Origin of the sequence: Streptomyces geranii, from assembly GCF_002954775.1 — a bacterium.
GTDB classification, from domain to species: domain Bacteria; phylum Actinomycetota; class Actinomycetes; order Streptomycetales; family Streptomycetaceae; genus Streptomyces; species Streptomyces geranii.
The window spans coordinates 815,808-841,859 of record NZ_KZ672952.1; the positions used below are offsets into that span (position 1 = coordinate 815,808).

The 26,052-nt window shown below is 69.6% G+C and carries 14 protein-coding genes; 12 read left to right on the forward strand and 2 right to left on the reverse strand.

The genetic code is table 11. From position 1 onward, the window contains the following. The first annotated feature begins 115 nt into the window (after positions 1-115). From CW359_RS03355 to CW359_RS03380, 6 genes are all read left to right on the forward strand, one after another. The gene (locus CW359_RS03355) at positions 116-1,384 is read left to right on the forward strand and encodes an MFS transporter (RefSeq protein WP_157968476.1); all 1,269 of its coding nucleotides are present in this window, start codon (positions 116-118) and stop codon (positions 1,382-1,384) included. Then, on the forward strand, positions 1,371-2,579 hold the full coding sequence (locus CW359_RS03360; RefSeq protein ID WP_105968147.1) for a M20 metallopeptidase family protein: 1,209 nt from the start codon (positions 1,371-1,373) through the stop codon (positions 2,577-2,579). Before CW359_RS03355 ends, CW359_RS03360 begins: the two co-directional genes overlap by 14 nt. A gap of 758 nt (positions 2,580-3,337) precedes the next feature. After that, entirely contained in the window at positions 3,338-7,000 is a 3,663-nt protein-coding gene (locus CW359_RS03365) for a LamG-like jellyroll fold domain-containing protein (RefSeq protein ID WP_105968148.1), read from the forward strand. 672 nt (positions 7,001-7,672) lie between these two features. Then, positions 7,673-8,308 carry a hypothetical protein gene (locus CW359_RS03370; RefSeq protein WP_105968149.1) on the forward strand — a complete coding sequence of 212 codons (636 nt, stop codon included), beginning with the start codon at positions 7,673-7,675 and terminating at the stop codon, positions 8,306-8,308. A 77-nt stretch (positions 8,309-8,385) separates the two neighbouring features. Further along, entirely contained in the window at positions 8,386-9,279 is an 894-nt protein-coding gene (locus CW359_RS03375; RefSeq protein ID WP_105968150.1) for a glycine betaine ABC transporter substrate-binding protein, read from the forward strand. A gap of 79 nt (positions 9,280-9,358) precedes the next feature. Further along, positions 9,359-9,625 carry a hypothetical protein gene (locus CW359_RS03380; protein ID WP_105968151.1) on the forward strand — a complete coding sequence of 89 codons (267 nt, stop codon included), beginning with the start codon at positions 9,359-9,361 and terminating at the stop codon, positions 9,623-9,625. Between the two features lie 47 nt (positions 9,626-9,672). Here CW359_RS03380 and CW359_RS03385 read toward each other — a convergent pair whose 3' ends face one another. Next, the gene (locus tag CW359_RS03385) at positions 9,673-13,410 is read right to left on the reverse strand and encodes an nSTAND1 domain-containing NTPase (RefSeq protein ID WP_105968152.1); all 3,738 of its coding nucleotides are present in this window, start codon (positions 13,408-13,410) and stop codon (positions 9,673-9,675) included. A gap of 912 nt (positions 13,411-14,322) precedes the next feature. After that, complete coding sequence (locus CW359_RS03390; RefSeq protein WP_232838192.1) at positions 14,323-16,197, reverse strand: RICIN domain-containing protein; 1,875 nt, start codon at positions 16,195-16,197, stop codon at positions 14,323-14,325. Positions 16,198-16,769: 572 nt separating this feature from the next. Here CW359_RS03390 and CW359_RS03395 point away from each other — a divergent pair. The 6 genes from CW359_RS03395 to CW359_RS03420 form a co-directional block, all read left to right on the forward strand. Continuing rightward, positions 16,770-17,780: a LacI family DNA-binding transcriptional regulator gene (locus CW359_RS03395; protein WP_105968153.1), complete on the forward strand. Its 1,011-nt coding sequence runs from the start codon at positions 16,770-16,772 to the stop codon at positions 17,778-17,780. 155 nt (positions 17,781-17,935) lie between these two features. Continuing rightward, positions 17,936-19,180, forward strand: a complete 1,245-nt coding sequence (locus CW359_RS03400; protein WP_105968154.1) for a sugar ABC transporter substrate-binding protein — start codon at positions 17,936-17,938, stop codon at positions 19,178-19,180. Between the two features lie 20 nt (positions 19,181-19,200). Next, complete coding sequence (locus tag CW359_RS03405) at positions 19,201-20,187, forward strand: carbohydrate ABC transporter permease (RefSeq protein ID WP_105968155.1); 987 nt, start codon at positions 19,201-19,203, stop codon at positions 20,185-20,187. Beyond that, positions 20,184-21,005, forward strand: coding sequence for a carbohydrate ABC transporter permease (locus CW359_RS03410; protein WP_105968156.1), 822 nt, complete (start codon positions 20,184-20,186; stop codon positions 21,003-21,005). The genes CW359_RS03405 and CW359_RS03410 overlap by 4 nt, the downstream gene beginning before the upstream one ends. A gap of 81 nt (positions 21,006-21,086) precedes the next feature. Continuing rightward, positions 21,087-22,847, forward strand: a complete 1,761-nt coding sequence (locus tag CW359_RS03415; protein ID WP_105968157.1) for an amylo-alpha-1,6-glucosidase — start codon at positions 21,087-21,089, stop codon at positions 22,845-22,847. Between the two features lie 83 nt (positions 22,848-22,930). Next, positions 22,931-26,052, forward strand: a 3,122-nt coding sequence (locus CW359_RS03420; protein WP_105968229.1) for an RICIN domain-containing protein, incomplete at its 3' end; no start/stop codon positions are given.

Sequence of the window (26,052 nt, forward strand, 5' to 3'; positions counted from 1 at the left end):
TTCGGGAACACACGCAAAAGGTGACGGCATGGCACACATGGCAACAGATCCCAGGGTCCGGACAGCAGCTTCCACGGGCAGACGGCGAGAACTCACAGCGGCGACAGTGGGCTCGGTGGTCGAGTCCTTCGACTGGAGCATGTACGCGGTTCTGGTCCCGTTCTTCGCGGCCGAACTCTTCGGCGGCGCCGGCGCCGGCTCCCTGCTCGCGGCGTACGCGGGATTCGCCGTCGGCTTCGTCGCCCGGCCGCTGGGCAGCGTCGTGATCGGCAGGATCAGCGACGTCCGCGGGCGCCGGACGGGCTTGGTCGTGGCGATGGCCGGTATCTCCGCGGCCAGCCTGGGTCTCGCGGTGACCCCGTCGTCAGGCACGATCGGCGTGTGGGCGGGTGTCCTCGTCGTGGTGTTCCGTCTGGTGCAGGGCCTGGCTTACGGCGGCGAGGCACCGACCGTCGCCGCGTACGTCACCGAGACCGCGCCGCCCACGCGCCGGTTCCTGTTCAGCGCGGTCTCCTACAGCGGGAACGTGGTCGGTTCCCTGCTCGCCTTCGGTGTTGTAGCGATCATGTACGCGGTACTCGGCAAGGAAGGCCTGGCCGAGGGCGGCTGGCGCTGGGGCTTCGGCGCGGCCGCCCTGGTCGGCCTCGCCGCGCTGTGGGTCCGCCGGTCCGCCCCGGAGAGCGAGGACTTCCTGCGCGTGAAGGCCGAGGCTGCCCCACGCCCCGGTATCCGTGCCGCGCTGCGCGACCACCGCTGGTCCGCGCTCACCCAGCTCCTGTTCACCGTCGGCAGCACCGTCAGCTTCTACTTCTGCCTGCTCTACCTGCCCACGTACGCGGCCGGAATCGGTGCGGCGGAGCAGGCCTACGCCTCCTCGTTCATGACCCTCGTCCTGGTGTTCGTGCTGGTCGCGATGCTGGCCGGTGGCCTGGCGGCGGACCGGTTCGGCCCCCTGCGGGTGCTGCGGACCGGCCTCGCCCTTCAGCCGATGTGCCTGCCGCCGTTGCTGTACGCCATGCAGTACGGCCTGCTGCCGTTCCAGGTGGTGGCCGTGGCACTCGGTGTCCTGCTCGCTCCCCTGCTGGCGCTCGGCAACGTCCTCGCCGGAATGCTGTACCCGACAGAGGTCCGGGCGATGGCCGCGGGGCTGGTCGCCGCTGTCGGGGTGACCGCCTTCGGCGGTACGTTCCCCCTGCTGGCCGAGTGGATGCACGGCAGGGGCGCCGGCGCGGCCATTCCGTACTACGTCACCATCTGCCTGCTGGTGCCGCTGGCCGGCCTCTTCACCATGAGACGTGTCCCGGGACTGGTCGCCGACCTGAGTTCCACCGCGCCGCTTGCCGCGACCACCACCGGGAGGCAGGCCGACGATGTCTCTGTGTGAGGACGCACGCACGCTACAGGGCGACCTCGTCGACCTGCGGCACCGCCTGCACCGCGAACCCGAGATCGGCCTCGACCTGCCACGTACCCAGGAGACGGTCCTGCGAGCGCTCGCGGGGCTGCCGCTGGAAGTCACCCTCGGCAGGAGCCTGAGCTCGGTCACCGCGGTGCTGCGAGGATACGCGCCCGGCCCGACCGTGCTGCTGCGCGGTGACATGGACGCGCTGCCCGTCACCGAGCGCACCGGTCTCCCGTACGCCGCGGCGGCCGACCGGATGCACGCGTGCGGACACGACCTGCACACGACCATGCTCGCCGGTTCGGCCCGGCTGCTGGCCGCGCACACCGACCGGCTGGCCGGGAACGTGGTGTTCATGTTCCAGCCCGGCGAAGAGGGCCAGGACGGCGCAGGCCACATGCTCCGCGAGGGAGTGCTCGAGGCCGCCGGACAACGACCGGTCGCCGCGTACGCCCTGCACGTGACGAGTTCGGGGCTGCCGCAGGGGATGTTCACCACCCGGCGCGGTCCGATCCTGGCCGCTTCCGACACGGCCTACGTGACCGTTCGGGGCGCCGGCGGACACGGGTCCATGCCACACCTGGCGCGCGACCCGATCCCCGCCGCCTGCGAAATGGTCCTCGCCCTGCAGACCCTGGTGACCCGCTGCTTCGACGTCAACGACCCCGTGGTGGTCACCGTCGGCTCGATGCACGGCGGCACCCAGCACAACATCATCCCCGAAGAGGTGCGTTTCGAAGCGACCGTCCGCTCCTTCTCCCCCAGCGCGTGCGCTCGGGCCAGAGACGGCATCGTCCGGGTGGTGCGCGGTGTCGCGGACGCCCACGGTGTGGAGGCGGGAATCGACTACCAGGACGGCTACCCCGCCACCGTCAACAACGCCGCCGAGGCGGAGTTCGTCGCCGACACCGTCGCCGAACTGCACGGCGAGGAGCGCTTCACCTGGGCGGCGCACCCGCAGCCGGGCGCGGAGGACTTCTCCCGGGTCCTCGACGAGATACCCGGCTCGTTCGTCGCCCTCGGTGCCACACCCTCCGACGCGGACCCGGACAGCGCCGCCTACAACCATTCACCGCTCGCCGCCTTCGACGACGCCGTCCTCTGCGACGGCGCCGCCCTCTACGCCCACCTCGCACTCCGCCGACTGACCGTGGAGCAGTCTCTGCCGACACGCTGAGAGAGACGGCTCCGAATGAGGCGGACGACTGCTCCCGCGCGAGCGCGCAACCCGACCGCGCCCCGGTCCCGGGCGCCGGGAGACACAGTTGGCCCCTTGCGAACCCGCGCAGCCCTGAGACAGGTTGGGAGTGGCGAAGTCGGCGGCGAGCACTCGGCATTGCTCCCGTGCAGCGGCTCGTTCCCCCGACACACCCGGCCGAACGGGATCCGGTCCGTGATTGCGCGGCGGTCCGCCGCTTTGACCTTGGCGCCCCGCGTATCGAAAGGGGCCGTGTCGTCCACGACCACCCCGCAGAAGGCGTCGGACTCGTGGACGGGCGGTCGTCCGTCGTGGACGTCGCCTCTCACGAGGGCACGGTGACACGCTTCTTGCACGCGGTCGGGATGACCTCGGCTCCGCAGGAACGGCTCGCCGGCGTCCTCGCCTTCGGCGGCGTCTTCAAGAGTGCCCCCCGCGTTCACGCCGACTGAGGGAAACCCCGACTTATCGCCACCAGAGCCCTGAGTGTTCCCTCTTCGATACGCCAAGGAACAGCAAAGAGCTGATGTCGGAGGGATTGCTGGCCGGGCAAGCCGGTGCTAGCTTCGCCGAACCGGTTCGACGAAGAGGGGCCGCCCGATCGCTCCCCAGGCATCAACTCCCCTACATAGAAATGCGAGTTGTAACGCCTGCCACCTCGAAGTGTTCTCCGCCTTCAGACAGGAGAAGTCGAATCGGTTCGACTTGCCATCCCCCAAGGATTGAGGACGACTTCCATGCCATCCGCTGACAGATCCGCCCGGCGCCTGGTTCCGGCCGCCGTGGCGGTCGCTCTCGGCGTGGGCCTGCTGACCGCACCCACCGCCCCCGCACAGGCGGCCGACACACCCGAACCCGTCGCCCGCTACACCTTCGACCAGGACGATCCCTCCTCCGGCGAGATCACCGACAGCTCCGGCAACGGCCTGTCGGCGACTCTGGTGAACGGCTCCACCGCCGAGTCCGTCGAGGGCTCGGACGGCGGCAGGGCGCTGGCCCTGCCCGGCGGAGCATCCACCTCCAGCGGGGCGTACGTCCGCCTGCCCCGCGAAGTGCTCGCCGACACCGACGATCTGACGGTCTCCGCCCGCGTGAAGTGGAGCGGCGACAAGTCGTCCTGGCAGCGGATCTTCGACCTGGGCACGAACACCACCAAGTACCTCTTCGCCACCCCCTACGCCGGCAACGGCCTGTTGCGCACCGCTGTCACGACCGCGGGCGGGGGTGCGGAAACACAGGTGGACGGGTACGCGATGCTCCCGGCGGACGCCTGGAAGACCGTCACGGTCACCCTCGACACCTCCGCCGGCCGGCTCACCACCTACCTCGACGGCGTGGCGGTCTCCTCTGCCAAGACCGGCATCAAGGCCAAGGACCTGCTGGACAGTTCCGCCACGGCGGCCGGTTACATCGGCAAGTCCTTCTGGCCGGATCCCCTGCTCAAGGGCGCCATCGACGACTTCACCGTGTGGCACTCGGCGCTCAGCTCCGAGCAGGTGGCCGGCACGGTCGGGGACCTGCCCACCCTCCAGGACCTCGCACAGACGTCCTTCGAGGCCCGCACCACGACCGGGACCGCCCCGTCTCTCCCCGCCGCCGTCCGCTCCACCTTCTCGGACGGCTACGACCGCGACACCCCGATCACCTGGGACGCCGTACCGGCCGACGAGTACGCCGAACCGGGGACGTTCACCGTCGCCGGGAACGCCGCCGGACGCGAGGTGAAGGCAACCGTCACCGTGGTCCGTGAAGGCCAGCTCACCGTCGATCTCGGCTCGGACACCGGCACGTTCCACGGCGGCGCCTCGGGCACCCTCTATGGCGTGTACGGGCCGGACGTCCCCACCAACAACCTCATCGAGGGCATGGGCCTGCGGACCGTCTCCACCAAGGCCCAGGACGGCCCCCAGCACCCCGGTGCCGACGCGCTGGAGGTGGTCAAGCCGCTGGCCGACTCCACCGACGGCGACGTGTACATCTATATGACCGACATCCACCGCGGCTTCCCCTACCAGTGGCCGGGCGACACCCCCGCGGAGAAGGTCAAGCTCTACGAGGAGAAGATCGCCAAGCAGGTCGACCAGGTGCTGAAGCTGCCGGAGGAGTACCAGGACAACGTCGTCTTCGTGCCGTTCAACGAGCCCGAGGGCAACATGTTCGGCACCGGCGAGTGGAGCTACAACGGCGTCAGCTGGCTCAACGACCCCGACAACTTCCTCGCCGCCTGGGACGACGCCTACAAGCTCATCAAGAGCAAGATGCCCGACGCCCGGATCTCCGGCCCCAACACCAGCATTCTGTACGACCAGGTGAAGGGCTTCCTCACCCACACCCTGGCCGCCGGAACCCTCCCACAGGTGATCACCTGGCACGAGCTCAGCCACCCGGAGGCGGTGCGCGAGAACGTCGCCAAGTACCGGGGGTGGGAAAAGGAGCTGTTCAAGGGCACCAGCCGCGAGGGCACCCAACTCCCCATCAACATCAACGAGTACGCCTTCAACTACCACACCTCCGTCCCCGGCCAGATGATCCAGTGGGTGTCCGCGATCGAGGAGTCCAAGGTGGACGCCGACATCGCCTACTGGAACATCGACGGCAATCTCTCCGACTCCGCGGTGCAGTCCAACCGCGGCAACGGCCAGTGGTGGCTGCTGAACTCGTACGCCTCGATGAGCGGACACACCGTCACGGTGACCCCGCCGTTCCCCGGCGAGAACTACACCATGCAGGGCGTCGCCACCCTCGACGAGAAGAAGAAGCAGGCCCGGCTGATCTTCGGCGGCTCCACCGGGAAGGGCCACATCACCTTCTCGGGCGTCCCGAAGAAGGTGTTCGGCAAGCGCGTGCACGCCTGGGTGCGGGAGATCGAGTGGAGCGGGCAGGTCGGGGACTCCTCCGGGCCGAAGCTGCTCACCGAGACGGACCTGAAGGTGGGGGACGACGGCACTGTATCCGTCGACTTCGGCAGCGGTTCACTGCCGGCGCTGAAGGAGTCCTCCGCGTACGAGATCGTCCTCAGCCCGGCCGGGCAGGCGAAGGGCACGCAGTCCGCGTCGACCGTCTGGCAAGACTCGTACGAGGCGGAGGACGCCGCCCACACCGGGTCCGGCTACACGAAGAACGGGCCGGAAGGCTCGCCCCGTGACGTGTCGAAGTTCTACACCTCCGGCGGCTACAGCGTGGGCGGTCTGCGCACCGGCTCGGACATGACACTCGACTTCACGGTGGACGTGCCCGAGGACGGCACCTACGACCTGAGCGTCTTCGCCAACTCCCTCAACACCTATGACAACGTGAAGGAGCAGGGCCCCACGAATGTCTTCCTGCGCGTGGACGGCGCGGCGGACAGCGAACAGGAGCTCAACCTGCCGCTCGGCTACAAGTGGGTGGTGTGGGACCACACCGACACCAAGGTGAAGCTCACCAAGGGCAAGCACACCCTGACGCTCTCCGCCAGGAGCCTCGACGGCAAGCGCGTCACCAAGGGCGACGCCATCGTCGACCGCCTCACCCTCTCCCTCCCCCGCGCCTCGGCCGAAACCCAGGTCTACGAGGGCGAACTGGCCTGGCTGGACGGCGGGGCACGGCCCGTCCACGACCTGCCGAAGCACACCAAGGCCCCCGCCACCGGCTCGGGAGCGGCCCGGCTCGCGAAGGGCCAGACGGCGACGTTCTGGGTGTACTCACCTGCTGACCGCGAGGCGACACTCGACGTCGACACCCTCGGCGGCACGGGCGCCCGGCTGTCCGTGAACGGGCACGACGTCCTGCGCCTAGCCAAAGGCGGGAGCCGCGTGGCGGTCTCCCTGTCGGGCGGCGTCAACAAGGTGACGCTGACCGGAGGTTCGTCCACCACCCTCGTCGACCGTCTCACGGTCACGCCGACGCAGGGCGCGCTCCCGACGCGTACGTACGAGGCGACGGACGCGAAGCTCGCGGGCTCGGCCGCGCTCACCCCGCTCAGCCTGGCCACCGGCGGAACCGCGATCACCGGCATCGGTGGCGCCCCGGGCAACGACAACACCGCGACGTTCACCGTCGCCGCCGATCGGGCAGGCCTGTACGCGCTGCGCATCCGCTACTCCAATCCGGAGCAGGCCGAGGCAACCCACTACAACCCTGACCCGCTCGCCCGATACGCCGACCTGATCGTCAACGGCGGCGAGACCCGGCGGGTCGGCTTCCCGCACAGCTTCCACCAGAACAACTTCTGGGAGCTGACCGTCCCCGTCCAGCTGAAGAAGGGGAAGAACACGATCACCTTCCGGTCCGAGGAGCTGCCGAACTTCGACGGCACCAGCTACGCCTCGGACACCTTCCCCGGGGTACTGCTGCGCTCCCGCTACGCGCCCCTGGTCGACAAGATCACCGTCGCACCGTACGCACGGCAGACACGATGAGATGACCCCCACCAGTGGCGGTGCGGCGCGCTGAGTGATCTTGACAGTGTGTGGTGTGGCTTGGGTGGGCGACCTGATGGGAGGGGTTGCCATGGTGATGAAGCCGCTATTGGTGGAGCCATCACCGGCCCAAGTCTCCGCGTACGACGGCAGTTACGGTCCCGGGATCCGGTGCACCGATTCCTCGATGCAGGGTTCGAGGCCCTGGACGAGACCGCGGCCCAAGGTGTCGTCCAGACTCTTCCGGCACTGGCCGAGCCTCTGCCCCGCGACCGCGGCGTCGACCTCGATTCCTCCTGGTCGTCGGCGTTGCTGCACCCGGATGGTTTCCGCTGGAGACGCGCCCGGGGCAGCATCCGGCACCGGCCGACCCGGCCCTCCAGACCGCCGCTTGATAGCTGCTGGAGGGTCTACGGCTGTACGGCTGAGGTCCGAAGTCGGCGTCGAGAACCTGTACTTCCGGCCTTGAGGCCGACGCATCAAGTTGTTCGGCCTCAAGATCCGGGTTGATGAACAACTTCCCCGCGCCAAGACTCGTTACTGACCAGCGGGTTTGCGTTGCGGGCGCTCAGCGTCGGCTTCGACAGCTGGTCCTCGACCTTCCAGCCCGTCGTCGCGCAACGCTGCCGGGGCCGGGGCTGGACGGGACCCACCCAGGAGGACCACCAGCCAATGGCATTCACGCGTCTGAAGAACAGATCCATCAAGGGCCGAGCGGCCGGGACCATCGCAGTTCTCACCCTCGGGGCTTCGCTGATCGCCGCCCCCAGCGCCTCGGCGGACACCGATCCGGGCCCCGCCCGGCTGCTGCAGGCATGCAACAACCATGAGACCGACGTCTGCGAGTTCCACCCCCAGAGCTACACCAGCTACATCGGCCCGATCCACACGGTTGGCGACCTGCTCTACAACTGCGGCAGAAACGTCAATACGACCACGGTCAACTGGACGGACACGACCGGCTCCACCAACTCCGTCGGCGTCAGTCTCGGCGCGAGCATGGAGATCGAGAAGATCTTCAAGATCGAGATAGAAACCACCTACACCCACACCTGGCTGACCTCGCACACGACGGGTCAGACGACCACGATCAACGTCTCGCCGGGCGACGTCGGATGGATCAAGCGCGGCACCGCCAAGCAGCAGGCCACGGGCTGGTGGGAAATCCACTTCGGCAAGCGCTTCTACGGCCACTACATCTGGTACATCAACAACTACAAGGAGTCCGGTCCCACCGGGAAGACCGGATTCGTCGCCCCCGACGACCGCGTGATGACCTCCGCCGAGCGCTCGTCCCACTGCCGCTGAGCAACCACCTCCTCCCGCCGTCTGCGCCGGCCCCCCTCCGGGCCGGGGCAGGCGGCGGGCCTCCTGAGGGAACAGACATGACCGCACACAGGACTGCCCGGTGCCGGGCCTGGGTGGTGCCGGCGGCCGTGACGGCCGTACTGCTGCTCTCGGGCTGCGGGCACGGGCAACAGCAGCAGGGGACCTACGCCAGCGGAGGCGACCCCGGCCAGGGACCGATCACGCTCGGCGCCGACCACTCACCCGAGAGCCGTGTCGTCGCCGCCCTGTACGAGAAACTGCTGACCGACGCCGGTGAACAGGTCACGTTGGCGCGCTCCTCCTACGCGAGCCCAGCTGACACCGCCAAGGCCGTCGTCACCGGTCGGCTCACCCTGGCCCCCGCGTACGAGACCACCTTGTTGCGCGCCCTGGGCAGCACCAGCAGCATCCCGGGGGACATCGGGGGAACGCTGAGCATGGTGCTGCCCGTGGGCATCACCGCGCTGCCGCCCGCCGCCGCGCAGCACGGCCCGGTCATCGCCGTCAGCCGGGCCACCGCCCGGCACCATGACCTGCGCAGCCTCGCCGATCTGGCCGACACGCACCGCCGCTTCACCCTGGGCGGCCCGGCTGCCGGGGCGTCCCAGGCACCATCGGCGGGCACGCTGAGCGCGGCGTACGGCGTCCCGCTCACCCCGGTGGGCACGTCCGGCCCGGCGGACCTCCAGGTCCTGCGCGGCACGGATCCGGCGATCGCCCGCGACGGTCTGGTGGTGCTGACCGACCCCAAGGGGGTCATCCCACCGGACCACGTGTTCCCCCTGATCGGCTCCGACTACGCGGGCAAGGCCACCCGCACCGCACTGGCCCGGCTGGACACCACCCTCACCACCGGCCAGCTCGCCCTCCTCGCCTCGGCCGTCACCAACGGCCAGAGCCCCGACCAGGCCGCCACGGCGTGGCTACGGGCCAAGGGCATGCTGGCTTGAGTCCCGCAGCCAACTCCCTCTACCCGAAAGCACGGTGACCGTTCAGTGATCCGCCTCTTCCGCCAAGAGCGTCGATTCGGTGCGGCTGCAGATCTGCAACAAGCGTCCGGCGAACCAGAAGTTCTACATCGTCGGCTACAACCAGTACCACGACTGGGCCACCTCCACGCCCCGGCCCGTCAAGCCGTACAGCTGCTACGACCTCACGGACATGTGGTGGGAGACCAACCGGACCTTCGAGCTCCACTGGGAGGTCGGGAACTCGGTCCCGAACTGGAAGCAGCGGCTCTGGTACATCCCGGGCACCGCCAAGAACGGTGGCCGGCAGAAGGCCGCCATCGCCTGACCCGGGCAGCGGCCCGTGTGCGCGAGACCAGCGGTGTGCGGATCCGGTCAGCCGCCACACACCCGGCGGTACGGCACCTCGGACGCGTACAACCGCCACTGGGCCCTCGTCAACGTGGCGCCGCCCGCACGGGCGCAGACCCGGGTGACGGCCCGGGTGGGATCGACCGGGTAGCGCTGGAGCAGGGCATGGGGACCGGCCGCGTAGAGCGTTGTGCTGTCGGGGCTGAAGGCAAGGGAGCCAATCTTCTCGCCGGGAGTGCTCAGTGGGCCGCCCAAGGGCTGCCGGGTGCCGAGGTCCCACAGTTGGAGCGTGCCCGCGTCACCTCCGACGGCCAGGGTGCGGCCGTCCGGGCTCAGCGCCAGGGCGCTCATCTGCTCGACCATGTCGCCCGCCGCGGTGGGGAAGACGTTGCGCAGCACACCTGCCCGGTGTTCGAGATCGCCGTCCCACAACGTAACCCGCCCGGACACGTCGCCTGCCGCCAGCCGGGAGCCGTCGGGAGCGAAGGCGAGATCAGCGACCCGGTCACCCCCGACAAGGTTGTGCAGGGTGAGGCTCCCGGACGGCAGACGGACCGCGCGGTCTCCGCGCAGAAGCAGCCGTCCGTCAGGGCGGACGGCCAGCCCGAGATCGGTCGACCCTGGAAACACGGCGGTGCGGCGACGGCGTGCGACGTCCCACACCTCGTCGTTCAGCCCGTCGCCATCGGACAGGCGGACCGCGTACAGGTCCCGGCCGCCGGGGCCCAGGGCCACTGTGGCCACCGAAGCGTCGGGCGAGGGCTCCGTGAGGTCCAGCGTGGTCCGTGTGCGACGGCGCGTCAGGTCCCAGAGGGTGAGGCGCTGAGAGGCCGCGCCCTGGCCGGGGCCTGAGACACCGTACGCGAGCGAGGTGCCTTCGGGACTGAACGCCATCAGGGCCTTGGTGCCCTGCGCGGCGACCGCATCGGCGGGGTCGCCCGGGGCAGGAGGGGGTGGGGGTGGGGACGGCAGCGTCCGCACCACGTGTCCGTCACGGGTGTCGCGCAGTTGGAAGCGGTAGGCGCTGCCGGAACGCTCGGCGGTCGCGAGCGTGCGGCCGTCCGGGCTGAGGAGCACGGCATCCACCGGCTCGTCGTTCCAGGCGGAGGTGACGGCCGATGTGAGGTCCAGGGTGTGGGTGGTGCCCGCTTCGAGGTAGCGCAGGAGGGGACGGGCGGGATCCCAGGCGAGACCGCCGTACAAATCCTGGTTGTCCAGGGGGTGGCGGAAGACCGGTTCGGCCGGCGACGAGAGCCGCCAGGCGCTGATCTCGTCGCCGTCGGCGGTCGCCAGGAAGCTGCCGTCCTTGTTGAACGCGGCGTACAACACGCCCGGGACGTCGAGGTCGGCCACCTGGCGTCCCGAAGTGGTGTCCCAGACGCGGACCTCATGGTCCGAGACGACGGCGAGCCGGCCACCGCCGCCGAAGACCATCGCCGAGTTCCGGTCGTCGCAACTGGCGCCGGAGCGGTCCCAGCCACCGGACAGCCTCCGGTGACCGGCTACGTCCCAGACCTGGGGAGCCTGGCCGGTGGGGCAGACGGCCACCAGATGCTCGTCGGCGCTCGCGGCCACGTTCGCCCGGTCACCCGCGCGGGTCTCGAACAGCAGCCGACCGTCCGTGACGGCTCGCAGTTCCACCCGGTCATCGCCCAGGCTCGTGGTCAGGTAGCCGCGTCCACTTGCGTCCAGATCCACGGCGTCGTCCGCCCGCAGCGGAGGCCCGGACCACCGGCCGGTGCGCCGGTCCCACAGCCGCATGCCGTGCTCCCCGGAGATGGCGAGCATCCGGCCGTCCGGTCCGGCCGAGAACACCTCACCGTCCGGCAGCCGACCCTGGGCGCTCTGGCGGTGGTCGGCCACGTCCCAGGTCCGCCAGGTCCGCCCTTCGGCGCTGAGCAGCGTCCGGCCCGAGTCGACGAGGAAGCGCGATGAGCCGTTCCCCGCCGCCGAGTCGGTGAAGGAGTCGGTCTCGGGCTGGGCGAGCGCGCCGATCAGAGCCCGCCGGGACTCGGGCAGCGGTGCGATGCGCCAGGCCGCGACGCCGAGCAGTTGCGCGGTGCGGGGATCCGTGGTGCGCAGGGATTCGGCGATCTCGGCGACCCGGCGGGCCACGGTGTCGGTGGTCTGGCGTTGATTGTCCCTGTGCTGCTGCCAGGCCACGAAGCCCGCGATCAGCGCCACCGCCAGGAAGGCCGACACAGCGGCCGTCAGCGAGCGCGCCCGATGGGCGGAGCGGACAGCGGCCCGGCGTTCCGCCTCCCGAGCCGCGAAGGCGGCGAGGAGGAACTCCCGTTCCACCAGGGTCAAGGTGTGGTCCCGCACGGGATCGGGGAACAGTTCCTCCGCAAGCGTCAGCCGGCTCCCCCGGTACAGCGCGCCGGGGTCGCGGTCGTGCTCCAGCCAGGCGCGGGCCGCTTCGGTCAGCGCCCTGTGGTGACGCAGCCGCTCACGATCTTGCTGTATCCAGCCCTGCAGCCGGGGCCAGCAGGTCATCAGAGCCTCATGGGCGAGGTGGACGCCTTCCTCGTCGACCGTCAGCAGGCGGGCGCGGGCGAGCCGCTCGACCACCACCGGCACGTCCGGGCCCACCCACTCGTCCCGTTCGGCCACGGTCAACGGGCGCCGGGTGTCCGGAGCGCCGCGTCCGGGCTCGACCAGCCGCAGCAACAGCTGGCGGGCCGCGCACGCCTGGTCCGGGGTCAGCTCCTCGTACACCCGCTCGGCACTCGCCGCGATCGCACCGCGCACCCCACCCGCAGCCTCGTACGAGGCGAGGGTCAGCATCCGGCCCCGGCGCCGCTTCCAGGTTTCCAGCATGGCGTGCGAGAGCATCGGCAATCCGCCGGGCTCGTCGAGAACCTCCTCGACGATCCGCGCGGTCAACTCCCGTTCCACCAGAAGCCCCACCGCCTGCGCCGGCCTCGTCACCGCCTCCCGCAACTCCTCCGCGGTCATTGGCCCGACCAGCAGCCCGGCACCGTGGAGCGCCTCCGCCAGCTCTCGATGCTCACCGCACCGCGAGTAGAAGTCGGCCCGTACAACGATGAGTACGCGCAGCGGGCTGCGCGGATCGCGGGCGGCGAGCAGCAGATCGATGAAACGGGACCGCTCAGCCCTGTCCCGACAGAGGGTGAAGACCTCCTCGAACTGGTCGAACAGCACCCAGCTCTCCGGCTCACCCTCCGCAGGGGCCAGAAGATGCCCGTACGTCGTGGCGGGCCGGTCCCCAGGAGTGAGCACCCGTAGCACCGCCGGGCGGCCCCGGTCCGCGATCTCCTTGCGCAGACGGGGGATCAGCCCGGCCCGCAGCAGCGAGGACTTACCGCTGCCGGAGGCCCCGAACACCGCCGCGAACCGATGCCCGCACACCAGCTCGGCCAACTCCCCGACAAGCCGTTCCCTGCCGAAGTACAGTCCGTGGTCATGCGGCTCGAACCGGGCCAGCCCCCGGTAGGGAGGAGAAGCCTCCTCACCGTCCACGCACTCCATCGCGGCCGTCTGCGCCTGGACCTCCTTCCAGCGCACCTCCCATTCGGCCGGATCCCCGCCACAGGCCCGTACGTACCCCCGCACGACCGCGAGGGACGGCAGCCGCTCACCCGCCGCGGCCTGCGACAGCGTTGTCACCGCGAAACCCGCCGTCCGGGCCATGTCCCGGTAGGACGGGCTCCCGCCGGCCCTGCGCAGCTCCCGCAGCTCATGGGCGAGCCGCTGAACGGGACCGGCTTCGGGGTCCACAGGTCTCTCGGGACGCCCCATGGATGCACTACCTCCGCGTACTTGTCCAAACGATCTGTCCATGGCGAGGCCAGACCAGAACAACGAACTCACTTACCGCTGGGCCGACGGGCACCGCCCGCAGGTTGACCGCGTCGGCGAAAGCGGCGCCTGCTGGATCCTGCGCCCTATCTCCTCCGGCGAAGGTCGCTCGCCACTCAGGGCGCAGGACGCGACATTCCGCGATCCGGCCCCGCACCGGGACACGACGGCGGCCTGGCCAGTTGTCGAACCGGTTCGCGTGGGGTAAAGCTACGAGCACCCCAACTTGGCTGTCAACGTCTCTGATGCAACCATTCCTCCGGGTGAAAATTGTGCATAACGCTCGCTCCGAGGGCGTTACCGAGTGGACGCGGCGCATGTCCGCTCGTTGTGGGAGAACGGAGCGCCACTCGGTTTCGTCGCGGCGACGACCAGCTGCCCGCCGCGAGCCGGGCCAAGTGCCTCGGTCGGGTGAGACATGTGCGCAGACCTCGGTGATGAGTGGTCCGTCATGGCTCTTGTCTTCTCCAGCTGCGAGATGTGCCGGATGGCGTCCGCTGCCCGCTTCCGCGGATGTGAGGGGGAAGCGCGCCAGAGGCGCCGGACCGGGCAGCTGACCTCGTGGCTGAGTGCCTGGCGGGCACTGCTCAAGCTGCCGCTGCCGATGCGGGCCGCCGCGAGGTGACGCGGCACAAGCGTGGCCCGGGGCTTCACGGAGACGACACGTATTTCTACGGGTACCGGGGTATTCCGCTACGCGTACCGCGGGCGGGTGGTGTTCGGACCGCCCACCCCGAGGAGCGGGAGGAACTTGGCCGTCAGTGCCGACGGCTCAGGTGTGACTACGACGCGCGTCGGCCTACGGGGCTCCTGCCGCCATGACAGGAGCCCCGTAGGGAAGGAGGGGACGGGTCAGCTCTTGCCGAGGAGGGTCCAGATCTGGTTCTTCTTGGTGGTGAGGGCGCTCGCGGAGTCACAGGTCCACTGGTGGATCAGGGCGCGTGCGGTGGTGGATATGTTGGAGACGTCGACGCATTTTCCGCTGTTCACAGAGACCATCTGGTAGTCGTGGCTGCCTGTGCTGACGGGGTTGAGGGTGAACTGCTGGTTGGTCCCGCCGTGGCAGGTCCACTGCTGGACGGCGGCGCCGTCTGCGGTGGAGAAGGCGGAGACATCGAGGCACTTGCCGCTGAGTTCGTTGACGACCGTGTAGGTGTTCGCCAGGCCGGCGACCGGCTTGAAGTCGAACATCTGCTGGTAGCCGCCCTCACAGTAGTACTGCTGGTACTGCGTACCGTTGGCCGTGGACAGGCCTGTGTCGTCCAGGCACTGGCGGCTGTTGGGGCTGATGGCGATCGTGGAGATCGTGGTGTTGGACGGCGGGAGCAGGGTGACGGTGTAGGCGTCCTTGGCGTTCGTCCACGGGACGGTGAGGGAGGCGGCGTTGCCGCTGACCGTCAGGGTGGTGTCGGAGACGGTGGTGGGTCCGCTGACGGCGTTGCCGTTGTCGTAGGGGTTGCGCTGGACGACGGCCCGGACCTGGCCGCTCTCCACGACCGAGGTGGTGCCGAGGCCGGTGAGGTTGACGGTGACGGTGCCGGTGTTGCCGTTGCTGCCGAGCAGGATTTTCGCGTTCTTGGCGGTGTTGTCCTTCGTGGCGTAGCCGTCGGTGTTGGTGCCGGGGGTGACCTTGACGGTGCTGCCGGTCTGCGAGCCGTAGTAGCGGTACGCGAACCACTCGCCGAGCGGCAGGTACTGGCCGACGCTGTTCTTGGTGAGGAGGGCCGCCTGGTAGTCGTGCAGGTTGGTGCCCCCGCCCCAGTTGGCGCGCAGGCCGTCGATTCCCGCGTGCTCCAGCCGTGAGATGTACCAGCTGCCACCGCCGGGGTTCTGCTCGCCGGGGAGACCGTACTCGTTGACCTGGTACGGGCGGGTGTTGGTCAGGCCGGCCGCGGCGAGGGTGGAGTCGGCGACTGCGGCGTCGGCGACCGGGTCGCCGGAGAGGTCGTGCCAGCTGTAGATGTCGGGGGCGACGTTGTTCGCCTTGACGTAGGCCAGATACGTGGTCCACCAGCTGCCGGACACGCTCGGCGTCTTCGAGATGCTCGGGCCCACGATCAGCTGGGACGGGAAGGCCGCGCGCACACGGGCGTGGAACCGCGCCCACATCTCCAGGTACCGGCTCTGCGACGGAGCCCAGAAGTTGCTGCCGTCCGGCTCGTTCCACAGGTCCCACTGGACGGTCATGTTGTTGGCCTTGACGTCACTGATGAGCTGGGTGAGGAAGGCGTCGAACTGCGTCCAGTCCCCGTTGTCGCCGGGCCAGCCCTGGACGGTGTTGCCGTCGGCGCCCCACAGGTCGTGCGGGAGGAGGACGAAGGTGCCGCCGAGGGCGACGGTCCGCTTGTACTGGGCCAGGGTGGAGGCCCAGCGGGTCTGGTAGTCGGCAAGGCTGGTGGCATAGCCGCCGCTGTTGAGCTGCGCGCCGCCGGCCCGCATGAGGTTCCACTTGATGTCGGTGTAGAAGTGGTCCTGCGGTGCCGTGGCGTCCGGCGTCATCCCGTAGATGGTGCCGGAGGCACGGTAGGTGGGGGCGCCGCTTGTGGTGGCGAAGTCGACGGTCACGGCGGTGTCGGCCGCGTGGGCCGTCGTGCCGGGCAGCACCGCGACGGCCGCCACCGAGGCGAGCAGCGCGGCGAGCGCGGTGGTCCTGCGCGGGCGGCGGCCCGCGGGGGAACCGGGCCGGCTGTCGCCGCTGGGCGGAACGGGGGCAGGGGACTTGCGCACGGGGTCTCCCGAGGGGGTGGGTGGTGACCGGGCCCGTTGGGCCCGGCGGGCCTCGGCAGCCGCTGTCCCAGGGGGCGTGGCGTGCCGGAGGTCGCGGGATGCCGCCCGGGTAAGGGGGAGGGCGGCGGGGGTGCGGCAGGGGCTGGTGGTGCCCTGGCGCGACGGGGTGGTGGTGTGCGGGCACCAGGGTCCGCTGGTGGTGCGCACTGTCCTGCGCGGACGGGATGCGGCGTGGAAGGGTCCGCCAGGTCGTGTCCGGCCGAGGGGTGGCGGGGTGCTCCACCCGCTCCTCGAACCGGTTCGACGGAAGTTAACACCGGGGGAACAGGTCAGCAATACCCTTGACCAGAATCGCCGGGCGGGCACATATCCGGGCGAGCCCGTCATCATGCATCCGCACATCAGCGTTTCCAGGGCGTTACGAGAAATCCGGCAGGAAGCGTTGACACCCGGTCGGGTTGCTCCTACCTTCACTTCACGCGAACCGGTTCGACGACCGATGATCGACTGATGTAGTGATCGTCTTCCGTCGAATCGTCGAATCGGTTCGATCCCTCTCGACAAGGAGCCCCGTGAACATCGGAGAGATCGCCAAGCGGGCCGGTGTCTCGCGGAGCACCGTGTCGTACGCGTTGAGCGGGAAGCGTCCGGTGTCCGGGGAGACCCGGCAGAAGATCCAGCGGGTCATCGACGAACTGGGCTACCAGCCCAACGCGAGTGCGCGGGCGCTGGCCAACGGCCGGACCGACACCATCGGTCTGGTCTTCCCGCCGGCCGGGAACCACTACACCGGCATGCAGCTGGACTTCATCGGCAGTGTGGTCGAGGCCGCCGCCACCTACGACTACGACGTGCTGCTCTCGCCGAGCGGTGTGGACAGTGACCGTTCGTTCCAGCGGCTGCTGGGCGAGCGGCGGGTGGACGGCGCGATCCTGATGGAGATCCGGCTGGACGACGACCGGCTGGAGCATCTCGCCGCGCTGGACTTCCCGTCGGTCGCCATCGGCCGTAGCGCCCACCCGGATGGCAGCTGGTGGGTGGGCCTGGACCACACGGCACTGGCGGCGGCCTGTGTGCACCACCTGGCCGACCTCGGCCACCGCAGGGTCGCCTTCGTCAACCGGCCCGAGCAGCTCCTGCGGGCCGGGTACGAGTCCGCCCACCGGGGTCTGGACGGCTTCACCAAGGCGGCGGCGGAACGCGGGCTCACCGTCCGGACGTACACCTGCGGAGACGATGCCGCCTCCGGGCTGACCTGTCTGGAGCGGATCCTGCACGACGACCCCGCGACCACGGCGCTGGTCACGCTGAACGAGGCCGCGCTCGGCGGCCTCTACCGGGGGCTGGCCCAGGCCGGCCGCCATGTACCGCGCGACTTCTCCGTCACCGGAGTCGTCGCCAGCAGGTGGGCGGAGACGGTGACCCCGCAGCTCACCGCGGCGGACGTGCCGGCGGAGCAGATGGGCCGGCTCGCCGTCGACCTCCTCGTCCAACGCCTCGACCACCCCGACACCCCCGCCCGCAACCACCTCCTCGCACCACCCATCTCCCTTCGCGCGAGCACCGCGCCAGCGACACCCTGACCAACACCCGGCACCCTCTCCTCCACCCTCACCCGTCCCAGTAACGGCCGACTGCGCGACTCCCGCCCTCCCCAGCAGCCGCCGATCACCCCTTCCCCGGGCACTCCTGTGCCGATCCCAGGGCACACCTGTGCCAGAACCCATGAGGAACCACCATGAACACATCTGCCAGACGGCGTCTCACCGCCGCCGCCCTCACCGTCGTAGCCGTCACCGTCGGCGCCACCGCGTGCTCCTCCGGCTCGGGCAGCGCCGGCACAAAGGACGCGGACGGCGGTACGTACACGATCTGGGACCCGTACCCGCAGTTCGACAAGTCCTCCGAGTGGGCGAAGCTGCTGGACGTCTGTGGCAAGAGCGCCGGGGTGAAGATCAAGCGCACCGCGTTCGACACCAGCGACCTGACGAACAAGGCCCTGCTGGCGGCGCAGCAGGACAACTCCGCGGACGTCCTGATCGTCGACAACCCGGTGGTGTCGACGCTGGCCGAGGCGGGCGTGCTGACCACGACCGACGACAACAAGGTGGACACCTCCAAGGTGGATCCCAACCTGCTGGCGGCCGGTCAGGCGGGAGGGAAGACGTACGGCACGCCGATCGGCGCGAACACCCTCGCCCTGTACTACAACGAGGACGTGCTGGAGAAGGCCGGGGTGGACATCGCCTCGGTGAAGGACTGGCCGTCGCTGACGGCGGCGCTGGCGAAGGTGAAGGCGGCCGGCAAGAAGGGCATCACGTTCTCCGCGATCGGCACGGAGGAGGGCAGCTTCCAGTTCCTGCCCTGGTTCTGGGGTTCCGGCGCCCAGTTGACCGCGCTCGACTCCGACCAGGCGGTGTCCGCGCTGTCGCTGTGGAAGGGCTGGCTGGACAAGGGCTACGCCCCCAACTCGGTCATCAACAACACCCAGACGACCAGCTGGGCGGAGTTCGCCACCGGCGACTACGCGTTCAGCGAGAACGGCACCTGGCAGCTCGCCAACGCCGAGAAGGTCGGCTTCGACTACGGAGTCATCCCGGTCCCGGCCTCCGCCGGGGGCAACGCGGCGGCGCCGACGGGCGGTGAGTTCGTCACCATCCCCGTGCAGGGCGACACCGCCCGCTACGCCACCTCGCAGAAGCTGGTGTCCTGCATCACCAGCGACGAGAACCTGAACTACACCGACAAGACGCTGTCCTACGTGGCCCCGACCAGCGAGGTCCAGGACAAGCAGATCGCGGCGAACGACGACCTCAAGCCCTGGGTGGACGCGGTGAAGGCCGCCAAGGGACGTACCAGTGACGACCTGGGCACCAAGTACCCGAAGATCTCCGAGCAGTTGTGGAAGGCGGTCCAGTCCGCGCTCAGCGGGTCGGCGTCACCGAAGGACGCGCTCGACTCGGCCCAGTCCGCCGTCAAGTAACCACTGCCAGGGACCCGTTGATGAACCGCACGACACACCCGCCGGGCCACCGACGGGTTCCCCACCGGAAGGGGGCGGCGCCCGCCGCCGCCCCTGCCCCGGGCCGTACCCCGGCCCGGCGCCGTCCGGCCTCCCAGCAGTGGGCGGCCTGGGGCTTCCTCGCCCCGGTCACCCTCTACCTCGTCCTCTTCTACGCCTACCCGCTCTACCGCAACATCGATCTGAGCCTGCGGAACTACACCGTCCGCTCCTTCGTCCAGGGCAACGCCCCCTTCACGGGCCTGGACAACTTCCGGACCGTCTTCGACGACCCGACGTTCGCCCCGGCGCTGCTGCACACCGTGGTGTTCACGGTCGTCTGCCTGGTCTTCCAGTACACGATCGGGCTGGCGCTGGCGGTCTTCTTCAACCAGAACTTCCGGCTCTCCGCGACCCTGCGGGGCCTGTTCCTCGTACCGTGGCTGCTGCCGCTGATCGTGTCGGCGTCCACCTGGTCGTGGATGCTCAACAGCGACTCGGGCATCGTCAACGCCGCCCTCGGCATGGTCGGGATCGGCCCGGTGAACTGGCTGACCTCGCCCGACTGGTCGCTGACCTCGGTGATCATCGCGAACACCTGGGTCGGCGTCCCCTTCAACCTGGTCGTCCTCTACAGCGGCCTGCAGTCCATCCCCACCAGCCTGTACGAGGCCGCCGCCCTGGACGGGGCGAACGCCTGGCAGCGGTTCTGGCGCATCACCTTCCCGCTGCTGCGCCCGGTCTCCGCGATCACCCTGCTCCTCGGCCTCGTCTACACACTCAAGGTCTTCGACACCATCTGGATCATGACCAAGGGCGGTCCGGCCGACTCTTCCACCACCTTCGCCACCTGGTCCTACCAGCTCGGCTTCGGCAGCCTGCTGCCCGCCTTCGGCCCCGGCGCGGCCGTCGGCAACCTGCTCGTCGTCACCGCGCTCGTCTTCGGCCTCCTCTACGTCCGGGTCCAGCGGAAGCAGGCGCTGTCATGAACCTCCGTACCGGTACTTGGTGGAAGACCGCCCTCGGTCTCCTGCTGACCGCGATCATGCTCTTCCCGGTCTACTGGATGCTCAACGTGTCCTTCACCCGCGACCAGGACATGCGCAAGAGTTCGCCCGACCTGTTCCCGGCCGATCCCACCTTCGCGGGCTACCGGGCCGTCCTGGACGACCAGTTGCCCTACCTCGCCACCAGCCTCGTCATCGGCCTGGGCACCGTCGTCCTGACCGTGGCCCTGGCCGCGCCCGCCGGCTACGCGCTGGCCAAGCTCCGCCCGCGCGGGGCAGGGGTGTTCAGCTTTCTGTTCCTGGTCGCGCAGATGATCCCCGGCATCATCATGGCGATGGGCTTCTACGCCATCTACCTGCAGCTGGGCCTGCTCCAGTCGGTGCCCGGCCTGATCGTCGCCGACTCCACCCTGGCGGTCCCGTTCGGCGTGCTCATCTTCACCGCGTTCATGTCGGGCATCCCCGGCGAACTGCTCCAGGCCGCGCAGGTGGACGGGGCGCGGGCGCTGCGTACCTTCTGGTCGATCGTGCTGCCGATGAGCCGCAACGCGATCGTCACCGTGTCCCTGTTCTCGTTCCTGTGGTCCTGGTCGGACTTCGTCTTCGCCAGCACCCTCGCGGGCGGCGGCGCGCACGAGCCGATCACCCTCGGCATCTACCACTACATCGGCAACAACAACCAGCAGTGGAACGCCATCATGGCGACCGCCGTCGTGGCCTCCCTGCCCGCCACGGTGATCCTCGTCCTCGCCCAGCGCTATGTCGCGGCCGGTGTGACCGCCGGCGCCGTGAAGGACTGACACCAGCCGTCTCCCCGGCGCACCTGCCGTGCTCTTCATGAGCCGCCGCCCCCCTCCGCTCAAGAAATGAGTGCTGCCTCCATGACCGCCGCACCGTCCGGCCCCGCCTTCTCCGTCCACGACATACCCTTCAGCACGCACGGCTCCTGGTTCGGCATCTCCCCCGTGCTCGCGGAGAAGACCCGCGCCGAAGACCTCCACCTCGTCTCGCACCAGAACGGCATGCACGCCGTCCTGCGCCTCGCCCCCCTCCACCCGGCCACCGGCGAACGCGCCGGGACCGCCGTGGAAGCGACGCCCGGCCTGCTCTCCTGGACTGGTACAGACGGCCGCGTCGACCTCGCCTACGAGACGCCGGACACCGTGCGCGTTCACGGCACCCATCTCGCCTTCGGCATCAGTGCGGCGGCGGGCACCCTGACCCCGTTCGGCGGGACGTACTTCTACCGCGACCCGGTGGACGGCGCCCACGTGTTCACCTCCTACGAGACAGGACGCCGCTACCGCGTCACCGTGCTGTCCGGCACGGTGGGCGTCGTGTCCGGTGCGCAGGCCCTGGGCGCGGGCGAACGCGGTCTCACGGTCGTCGCCGGGGCCGACGGGACATGGGAGATCGCAGTCGAGGAACTCGACACCGCGCGACGGCCGTTCAGCTCGCAGGCGACGTTCGGCGAGGTCGTGGAGGCCGCCCGGCGGTCGTTCACCGAATACGCCGACACCGTCGCCCCCTGGCGCTCGGCCGCCACCCCGGCCGCCGAACTCGCCGCCTACGTGGTGTGGTCGGCGACCGTGCGCCCGGCGGGGCTGGTCACCCGGCCCGCGGTGCTGATGTCCAAGCACTGGATGGACAAGGTGTGGAGCTGGGACCACTGCTTCAACGCCCTCGCACTGGCCCCCGGACACCCGGAGACGGCCTGGGACCAGTTCTCCCTCCCCTTCGACCACCAGGACGAGAGCGGCGCCCTGCCCGACTCCGTCACCCACTCCGAGGTCCTCTACAACTTCGTCAAACCCCCCATCCACGGCTGGACCCTCGGCCACCTCCGCCGACGGCTCCCCAAGCCCCTCACCCGGGCCCAACTCGCCGAGGCGTACAACAGGTTGACCCGCTGGACGGACTTCTGGCTCACCGCGCGCCGCGCCCCCGGCGCCACCCTGCCCCACTACCAGCACGGCAACGACAGCGGCTGGGACAACGCCACCACCTTCGACCCCGACCGCGTCGCCGTCACCGCCGACCTCACCGCCGTACTGATCCTCCAGCTCGACGAACTGGCCCGGCTGGCCGCCGAGTTGGGCTTCGAGGACGACGCCCGCCACCGCACGCAGACAGCCGACACCCTCCAGACCGCCCTGCTGCGCGAATTGTGGGACGGCGAACGGTTCCTGGCCCGCCCCGCCCACGGCGGTGCCCTCTCCCGCAGCGCCAGCCTCCTCGACCTGATGCCGATCGTGCTCGGCGACCGCCTGCCAGACAAGGTCAGCGACCGGCTGGCCGAACGCATCGACACACACCTCACCGCGTACGGCCTCGCGACCGAGCACCCCGCCTCCCCGCACTACGAGCCTGACGGCTACTGGCGCGGCCCGATCTGGGCCCCCGCCACCGTGCTCGTCGAGGACGGTCTGCGCCGCGCCGGGCACGAACGCCTCGCGGACGAGATCAGCGCCCGCTTCCGCGCCCTGTGCGAAACCTCCGGCTTCGCCGAGAACTTCGACGCGCTCACCGGCGAAGGGCTGCGCGACCGCGCCTACACCTGGACCGCCAGCAGCTATCTGCTGCTCGCCCGGGACCACGAGATCCGCCACGCGAACGCCGGAACCGGCGCGACCGTCGCCTGACCCTCCGGTCCCACCTCACCCACACGTCCGGCACGGGGGCCGGCGCAGCACCGAACAGCCGCATCCCTGAAAGGGCGAAGCACATGCAAGGAATCGGGCAAGGGCGCTCGACGGCAAGACGTCTTCTCCACGGCGTCTCGAAGTCGCTCCTCTCTCTGGCCGTCATAGCGGGCGCCACCACCGTGATGGTGTCCCCGGCCGCCGCAGCCACCCCCACCCTCACCGTCGACCTCGGCACCACCACCGGAGCCTTCCGCGGCGGCGCCTCCGGAGCCCTCTACGGCCTGTACGGGCCGGACGTACCGACGAACAACCTCATCGAGGGGATGGGGCTCGACACCACCAACACCAAGTACCAGGACGGACAGCAGCACCCCGGCTCCGACGCCCTGGAGATCGCCAAGCCCTTCGTGGACAGCGGCGGCGGCGACATCATGATCTACATGACGGACGTCTACCGCGCCGCCTACGAACGCGCCAGCTACACGGCGTTCAAGGCGACCATGAAGACCCAGGTCGAGCAGGCGATGGCCAGCCCCTACGCGAGCCACATCGTCTTCGTCCCCTACAACGAGCCCGACCTGAACTGGTTCAGCGCCATGACCAGCAACTCGTCGCAGCTGGCCGCGTTCAACGCCGAGTGGAAGCAGACCTACGACTTCATCAAGGGCATCTGGCCCGCCGCACGGCTGGCCGGCCCCAACGTGTCCGGCTACTCCAGCTCCGCCTTCAGCGGCTTCCTGTCCTACTGCAAGACCAACAGCTGTCTCCCCGACGTGGTGACCTGGCACACCCTGATCAACCCGAAGGACGTCCGTACGACCGTCGAGGACTACCGGGCGCGGGAGATCGCCGCCGGGGTCTCCCCGATCACCGTCAACCTCAACGAGTACGCCCACCGCTTCCACCTGACCGACCCCGGGCAGATGGTCCAGTGGATCGCGGCCGTCGAGGACGAGAAGGTCGACGGGAACCTGCCGTACTGGAACATCAACGGCAACCTCGGCGACTCGGCCGCGGCCCAGAACACGCCCAACGCCCAGTGGTGGCTGTACAACTGGTACAGCTCCATGAGCGGCAACACCGTCAAGGTCACCGGCGCCGCCAACAACGACGCCTATACCCTCCAGGGCCTCGCCAGCCTCGACACGGCCAAGAAGCAGGCCCGGGTCATCCTCGCCGGGGGCGGCACCAGCGGTGACTCGAACACGGTCATCAAGAACATCAGCTCCTCCGTCTTCGGCTCCACCGTGCACGTGAGCGTCTTCCAGGACCGCTACAGCGGCTACATCGGCGCCGCGTCCGCCCCGGTCCGGCTCTCCGACGCCGACGTCACCGTGGGCTCCGACGGCTCCATCACCCTCCCCATCACGCTCGACGCGATGTCCGCCTACCAGGTGATCCTCTCCCCCGGCGGCACCGGCTCCGCCACCGCCTCCGACAACACCTGGACCGGCAGCTACGAGGCCGAGGACGCCACTCTCACCGGCAGCGCCACCGGCATCAACACCGAGGGCAGCGCCACCGGCGACGTCGGCAAGTTCGCCACGTCGGGCGGCAAGAACGTCGGCGGCCTGCGCACCGGGTCGGACAGCGTCATCTCCTTCGCGGTCTCCGTCCCCACAACCGGTGACTACGACCTGTCGGTGTTCGGCAACAGCTACGGCAAGGACTCCGACGTCAGGGGCCCGACGAACATCTACGCGCGGGTCGACGGCGGCGCCTCCAGCAGGATCGACGTCCCGGTCGGCTTCCAGTGGGTGGTGTGGGGCCACAGCGAGGCCACCGTGCACCTCACCGCGGGCAGCCACACCATCACCCTCGCCACCACCGGCGACAACGGCGCGGCGACCGTGGGCGACGCGATCATCGACAAGATCGACCTCAAGTACAAGGACGCCTCCGTCCAGGGCACCACGGTCATCGAGGCCGAGCAGGCCAACCTCTCCGACAACAGCACCGCCAGCTACACCTCCCAGGGCCAGTCCGGCGCCGGCGCGGTCAACCTCACCAGCGGCAAGTCCGCCACCTTCTGGGTCTACTCCGCCCGCGACGGCTACGCCGACCTGGCCACCCGCTTCCGCAACACCGGCCAGGCCGACCTCACCGTGAACGGCAAGACCCTCAACGACCAGACGCTCTCCGGCGCCACCCCCGACGCCTGGACCACCTCCACCAACCGGGTCTACCTCAACTCCGGCATCAACAAGGTGAAGGTGACCGGCACCAGCGGCACCCTCGCCCTGGACCGCCTGGCCGTCACCCCCTTCAGCGCCACCGACACCATCACCACCGGCAACGTCGTCACCTACCAGGCCGAGAACGGCACCCTCACCGGCACCGCCGCCGCCGACACCACCTACACCCAGGCCAAGGGCACGGGCGTCGTCACCGGCATCGGCAACGGAACCGCCAACTCCCTCACCCTCAACGTCAACGCGCCCACGGCCGGCACGTACGCCATGACCATGCGCTACTCCAACGCCGAGGAACTGCCCTCCAACCACTACAACCCCGACCTGTACGCCGAGCACGCCGACGTCAGCGTCAACGGCGGCACCGCCACCCGCGTCAACTTCGCCAGCACCCTGCACTGGAACCAGTTCAACAACTACACGGTTCCCGTCACCCTCGCCGCGGGCGCCAACACGGTGAAGTTCACCGCCTCCCAGCTCTACAACTACGACGGCACCACCATCGGCCTGGTCTACTCGGGCGGCGGCAGCGACATCGGCCAGCCCATGCGGTCCAGTTCCGCCCCGCACCTCGACCAGGTCTCCTTCGCCCCGCAGAACCTGCACATCGGCGCCTCGACCGGCTTCTCGTCCACAGCGGTCGCCCAGCACAGCGTGCTCTGCCTGGAAAACCCCGGCCAGTCGACGGCCGACGGCACCCAGCTCCAGCAGAACACCTGCGGCACCGGCCAGGAGCAGCGCTTCGACTTCCACCCCGTCAGCGGCGCCACCGACACCTACACCGTCGTCAACCACTCCAGCGGCAAGTGCCTCGACATCTCAGCCTTCTCCACCGCCAACGGGGGCGCCGTCCAGCAGTGGACCTGCCACGGCGGCACCAACCAGCGCTTCACACTGAACGCCGTGACCGCGCTGGGCAACAGCCACGACTACCAGCTCGTCGCCGTCAACAGCGGCAAGTGCGTGGACGTCAGCGGCATCTCCACCGCCACCGGCGCCAAGGTCCACCA

Excerpts from the sequence above, each read along its gene's own strand:
- CW359_RS03360 (WP_105968147.1), top strand. The coding sequence starts at position 1,371 with ATGTCTCTGTGTGAGGACGCACGCACGCTACAGGGCGACCTCGTCGAC.
- CW359_RS03365 (WP_105968148.1), top strand. The coding sequence starts at position 3,338 with ATGCCATCCGCTGACAGATCCGCCCGGCGCCTGGTTCCGGCCGCCGTG.
- CW359_RS03370 (WP_105968149.1), top strand. The coding sequence starts at position 7,673 with ATGGCATTCACGCGTCTGAAGAACAGATCCATCAAGGGCCGAGCGGCC.
- CW359_RS03375 (WP_105968150.1), top strand. The coding sequence starts at position 8,386 with ATGACCGCACACAGGACTGCCCGGTGCCGGGCCTGGGTGGTGCCGGCG.
- CW359_RS03385 (WP_105968152.1), bottom strand. The coding sequence starts at position 13,410 with ATGGGGCGTCCCGAGAGACCTGTGGACCCCGAAGCCGGTCCCGTTCAG.
- CW359_RS03400 (WP_105968154.1), top strand. The coding sequence starts at position 17,936 with ATGAACACATCTGCCAGACGGCGTCTCACCGCCGCCGCCCTCACCGTC.
- CW359_RS03405 (WP_105968155.1), top strand. The coding sequence starts at position 19,201 with ATGAACCGCACGACACACCCGCCGGGCCACCGACGGGTTCCCCACCGG.
- CW359_RS03410 (WP_105968156.1), top strand. The coding sequence starts at position 20,184 with ATGAACCTCCGTACCGGTACTTGGTGGAAGACCGCCCTCGGTCTCCTG.
- CW359_RS03415 (WP_105968157.1), top strand. The coding sequence starts at position 21,087 with ATGACCGCCGCACCGTCCGGCCCCGCCTTCTCCGTCCACGACATACCC.